6 protein-coding genes are annotated in these 5,346 nt (G+C 54.8%); 3 read left to right on the top strand and 3 right to left on the bottom strand.

Annotated features, from left to right (window positions below; genetic code table 11):
• Positions 1-720, bottom strand: a 720-nt coding sequence (gene cmoB, locus ABJK70_RS19520; RefSeq protein ID WP_347258828.1) for a tRNA 5-methoxyuridine(34)/uridine 5-oxyacetic acid(34) synthase CmoB, incomplete at its 3' end; no start/stop codon positions are given.
• A gap of 219 nt (positions 721-939) precedes the next feature.
• On the opposite strand from cmoB, the gene hemF reads away from it, so the two are divergent.
• Entirely contained in the window at positions 940-1,848 is a 909-nt protein-coding gene (gene hemF, locus ABJK70_RS19515; protein ID WP_086135145.1) for an oxygen-dependent coproporphyrinogen oxidase, read from the top strand.
• Here the strand turns inward: hemF and ABJK70_RS19510 are convergent.
• Complete coding sequence (locus ABJK70_RS19510; RefSeq protein WP_077728507.1) at positions 1,843-2,523, bottom strand: ABC transporter substrate-binding protein; 681 nt, start codon at positions 2,521-2,523, stop codon at positions 1,843-1,845. The two genes, hemF and ABJK70_RS19510, sit on opposite strands and share 6 nt — an antisense overlap.
• A 99-nt stretch (positions 2,524-2,622) precedes the next feature.
• Here ABJK70_RS19510 and hemB point away from each other — a divergent pair, with 99 nt between their 5' ends.
• Together hemB and aroE are read left to right on the top strand one after the other, a co-directional pair.
• Positions 2,623-3,651, top strand: a complete 1,029-nt coding sequence (hemB, locus tag ABJK70_RS19505) for a porphobilinogen synthase (protein ID WP_347258827.1) — start codon at positions 2,623-2,625, stop codon at positions 3,649-3,651.
• Between the two features lie 62 nt (positions 3,652-3,713).
• Complete coding sequence (gene aroE, locus ABJK70_RS19500; RefSeq protein WP_086135143.1) at positions 3,714-4,547, top strand: shikimate dehydrogenase; 834 nt, start codon at positions 3,714-3,716, stop codon at positions 4,545-4,547.
• A 2-nt stretch (positions 4,548-4,549) separates the two neighbouring features.
• Here the strand turns inward: aroE and ABJK70_RS19495 are convergent, their stop codons facing one another.
• Entirely contained in the window at positions 4,550-5,098 is a 549-nt protein-coding gene (locus ABJK70_RS19495; RefSeq protein ID WP_077728510.1) for a gamma carbonic anhydrase family protein, read from the bottom strand.
• Between the last annotated feature and the right edge of the window lie 248 nt (positions 5,099-5,346).

The following is a 5,346-nucleotide window of genomic DNA, read 5'->3' as shown; positions in this document are numbered from 1 at the left end:
ACCCAGCCCACCGTCGACGACCAAAGTCTCCAAGACCAATTCACCGCCGGATCTGAGACAGCCCTTGAGCTCCAAAAGATGATCGAAAGGCGAACGGCGATGGTAAAGCACCCCCATCGAAAAAACAGTGTCGAAGGCACGAAGATTGAGCGGAACGTCCTCTATACCCAAGGGAAGCACATGAACCGGAAAATCGCCGGCAAAATGCTTGATCGCCAGAAATTGCGCGACACTCAAGAGTGTCGGATCAACTCCGATCACCAACTCGGCCCCGCATCCAATCATGCGCCAGGCGTGGTAACCATTTCCACAGCCGACATCCAACACGGTTCGGCCTTCAAGCGGCTGAATATGATCTTTCAGCCTGCGCCATTTAAGATCGGAGCGCCATTCAGTATCGATATGAATGCCATGAATGGCATATGGACCCTTGCGCCACGGATGAAGCCTGAGCAGCAGACTCTCGATACGGTCCCGCTGTTCTTCGTTGCATCCCCCATCGACAAGGATGCTATCGGCATTCAAATCGACCACGGACGCATCGATTTTTGGCAGGCCATCGAGTGCGGCCTGCCAAGCCGGCCAATCGCCATGCCGCGCGGAGCCAAAAACCGCGTCCAACCGAGTCGGCAACCGGTCTAGCCAAGTACGCAAGTACGGCTGCCCAAGCACCGAAAACAGATCCGAATATACCTTCAGGCTCAAATTACAATTGGACATTCTCGTTCAATGGGTTGCCGCCATTCTTTGGGGCGCCGCTTACCTTGTTGGTTTCCGTTTCCCCTTCGGGACTCATAATGTTTTCGAGGCAACAACATCCCTATTCCACCGTGCTACAATCTCGTCGTCCATTTAGAAGAAGAAAGCCGCAAAGCGCTCGAGCCGAACAACATCCCGGAGACTCCCATCCACACTCGACTTTTACGGGAAGATCGCCGAATGAACACACCCGATATCTTACAAGTTAAAGCTTATCTTCAAGACCTCCAAGACAAAATCTGTCTCGCCCTGGAAAACGAGGAACCAGACGCCCGATTTTTGGAGGACCTTTGGCAATACAATGGCGGCGGCGGAGGAAGAACCCGCGTATTGACCGGCGGAAAAACGTTCGAGCAAGGCGGCGTCAATTTCTCCCACGTGTTCGGCAGAAATCTGCCACCCTCCGCCACTGCGCATCGGCCAGAACTCGCAGGCCGGACATTTCAAGCCGTAGGCGTATCCCTGGTCATTCACCCTCTGAATCCATATGTCCCGACCTCTCATGCCAATATCCGTTTTTTCCTCGCGGAGAAGGAAAACGAAACGCCGGTATGGTGGTTTGGCGGCGGCTTCGATCTCACACCCTATTATCCCTTCGAAGAAGATGCGATTTATTGGCACACTGTAGCCCGGGATGCCTGTCTTCCCTTTGGCGAGGATATTTACCCCAAGTTCAAGCGCTGGTGCGATGAATACTTTTTTCTCAAACACCGCAATGAAACCCGGGGCATCGGAGGATTATTTTTCGACGATCTCAATGAATGGGGGTTCGATCGCTGCTTCGATTTTTTGCGCAGCGTCGGAGATCATTACATCAAGGCTTATGTTCCGATCGTCCAAAAACGGAAGGATATGCCCTACGGCGAACGGGAGCGCGAATTTCAGCTCTATCGCCGCGGACGATACGTCGAATTCAACCTGGTTTATGACCGAGGAACTTTGTTTGGATTGCAATCGGGCGGCAGGACAGAATCCATTCTAATGTCTCTGCCGCCGATCGCGCATTGGCGCTATAACTGGAAGCCGCAGGAAGGTAGCGCCGAAGATAATCTGTACAAGAATTACCTGAAACCTAGAGACTGGCTATGAGCCTCTTTTATCGCCGCCGCCCGCTGCCCCGAGCGGCTCTTTCATGGCGGTAGCGTTGCGCTCTGCCAGGTGTGAAATCAATTGATCGAGGGAGCCGGTACGGGCAACCTCATCGGTAAAGCTGGCACGATAGTTCTGTAGCAAACTGATGCCCTCGATCAATACGTCGTACACTTTCCAATCGTTTTTGGTGAACACCATTCGATAGTTGACCGCCACGGGTTGAGCGCCCGCCTGGAGAATTTCGGTACGGACCATAACCTTCTTGTCCTCCGGCTTCATCTGCAGCGGCAGATAACGGATTTTCCAGTTGGCGTATTCGGTAAAGGCGGTGGTATACGTACGCACAAGCAGCATCCGGAATTCCTTTTTAAAACGTTCTTTTTGCTCGGGCGTCGCCGTCTTCCAATACTTTCCTAAAATCAACATCGACACACGATCGAAATCCACATGCGGTTCGATGATGCCATCAACGAACTGAGTAGCTTTCCTGAAATCGCCCTTGTATTCCGGCTTTTGCAGCGTGGTTTGCAGCTCGTCGGCACTGTGCTGGATAACCTGCTGTGGAGGGAGTAATCCTTCCTCCGCCCACGCTGCCGCTCCCCAGAAGCTTAACAGCAACGACAATGCAACGGCCCAACTTGCCAGGCCGAAGGAAGACTTAGTAAATTTCATTTAAAAACTCCTGCTGACTTTTTAATATTCTTATCATAACTCGGCGGCATGCACTAAACTACCGAGTTCCTCTGTGTCCCACGCAATAAACCGGCCACCATGTCGTTAAATAATAGCATTTCTTACCCCAATGTTCGCTTGCGCCGAATGAGACGGAATGAATTCAGCCGGCGCTTAGTGCGGGAAACACAGCTTTCCACCAATGATTTGATTTACCCTCTTTTCATCTTGGAAGGCGAAAATCGGCGGGAACCGGTCGCTTCTATGCCCGGCGTCGAGCGACTAAGCATCGACTTGCTGTTACGCGAAAGCGAAAAGGCTTTTCGGCTTGGCATTCCCGCCATCGCACTCTTTCCCGTAACGTCACCCGACAAAAAAACGGATGACGCACGCGAGGCTTACAATGCTGAGGGTTTGGTGCAACGAGCGGTACGCCTACTGAAACGACAGCTGCCGGAACTGGGTGTCATCACCGATGTCGCTCTAGACCCTTTCACGACTCACGGCCAGGACGGGCTCGTAGATCAAAACGGCTACGTGGTCAACGACGAAACCGTCGAAGTACTCGTGAAACAGGCGCTGTCCCATGCGGAAGCCGGCGCCGACATCGTGGCGCCTTCGGACATGATGGACGGGCGCATCGGCGCAATCCGGGACGCATTGGAAGAGAAAGGATTCGTCCACACGCGTATTCTCGCCTATTCCGCCAAGTACGCCTCCGCCTTCTACGGACCTTTCCGAGATGCCGTGGGCTCGGCGGCCAACCTGGGGAGCGGCGACAAATACACTTACCAGATGGATCCCGCCAATTCCGATGAGGCCCTGCGGGAAGTCGAGCTCGATTTGGCGGAAGGCGCGGACATGGTCATGGTCAAACCGGGATTGCCTTATCTGGACATCATCCGCCGCGTCAAAGACCGCTTTGGCGTCCCTACGTTCGCCTACCAAGTCAGCGGGGAATACGCCATGCTCAAAGGCGCGTCACAAAACGGCTGGCTCGACGAGCGCAAGACCGTGCTCGAATCTTTGCTGGCGCTCAAGCGCGCAGGATCGGACGCCATTCTGACCTATTACGCCAGGACCGTTGCCGAATGGCTTCGCGAAGACGCCATGAGACAGAGCACCTAAACTGCGCAAAGGCTGAAACCTAAAACTGTCTTCATCAAGATTTCCGCCGGATTCACCTAGTCATGCTGCCAGCAGATCGTTATGCCGTCTTCGGTCACCCCATCGGCCACAGCAAATCGCCCCGTATTCACGCGCTTTTTGCAGAACAGACCGGAGAGCGTCTGACCTATACCGCGCAAGACGTTCTGCCGGAAACGTTCGAAATCCGCGTGCGAGACTTTTTCGCCGGTGGCGGGAAAGGCTTGAATTGCACCGTTCCCCTCAAGGAACTCGCCTGGAAAATTGCCGATTCCAAAAGTGAGCGCGCGGAACGCAGCAAAGCCGTCAATACCTTGGCCTTACGTCCGGATGGAACGATTTACGGGGACAACACCGACGGCGTCGGCTTGATGCGAGACCTTACGGTCAATCTCGGACTTTCCTTGGAAAACCGCCGAGTCCTTCTTTTGGGCGCGGGCGGCGCAAGCCGCGGCATTATTGGTCCACTGTTGGAGCGAGGTCCGTCTTGCCTGGTGATCGCCAACCGCACACCCGACAAAGCGGTCCGGCTGGCAGAGGAGTTTGGGGATCTCGGCCCGATCGCCGGATGCGGCTTTTCAGACTTGGGCACGGAATCCTTCGATCTCGTTCTGAACGCCACCGCCGCCAGCCTGATTGGCGAACTGCCGGATCTGCCGAAGAATATTCTCCGAGCCGGCGGATGTTGCTACGATCTCGCCTATGGGACGGAGCCCACACCGTTCGTCCGATGGGGAAAAGATGTGGGGGCCGATGTCAGCGTTGACGGCATCGGCATGTTGGTCGAACAAGCGGCCGAGGCGTTTTTTATCTGGCGGGGCATACGGCCGGAAACGCATCCCGTGATCGACATTCTCAATCGGGAGCGTGGTCGCTAGTGCTAAGCGCCAAGCAATCTGGCATCACTCAGATATTGATTCTTCAAACGCACGTAACCGTCCTTGGAAAAACTTAAATATTCCAGCTCGGCCTCCTTGAGCGGGCGTGCCTGTTTCGCCGGCGATCCCACGTAAAGAAAACCGCCTTCCAAACGCTTGCCGGGCGGCACCAAAGCCCCCGCACCGATCATTACCCGGTCCTCCACGACGGCACCGTCCATGATCACCGCACCGATGCCGATCAGACATAGATCACCGATGGTGCACCCATGCAGTACCGCCCGGTGCCCCACGGTGACACCCCGCCCGACGATCAAGGCATTGCCCTCTTCGTTGTAGCGGCTTCGTTGGGTGACGTGCAGCACGCAGCCGTCCTGAATATTGGTTTCGTCGCCAATCTCGATTCGGTGCACATCGCCTCTCGCGACCACCATCGGCCAAATGGAGACGTCGTTGCCCAATGTCACGTCACCGATCACCAGCGCACTGTCGGCAATGTAAGTTCCTGTTCCCAATTTCGGCTCGACACCGTTATAAATCTGAATCGTCACCTTACGACACTCCGATTGATCAAATGATGCGCCGGGCCCGCCGTCTATACTTCTCCAAGCCCTGATTCAACTTCAAGAACGCGAGGAGAGATTATGAGCGTAGGCGGTTTCATTCTGGTCGGCACGATCTTGTTCGTGATCGTGTACGCCATCTTGATCTACAACCGGCTGGTCAATTTGAAGCATGATACCGCAAAAGCGTGGTCCAACATCGACGTGCTGCTCAAACAGCGTCACGACGAATTGCC

This window comes from Methylocaldum sp., assembly GCF_039794385.1.
Lineage (GTDB): Bacteria > Pseudomonadota > Gammaproteobacteria > Methylococcales > Methylococcaceae > Methylocaldum.
Note: the sequence above shows the minus strand (reverse complement) of the source record. Positions and strands in the feature narration are given on the sequence as shown.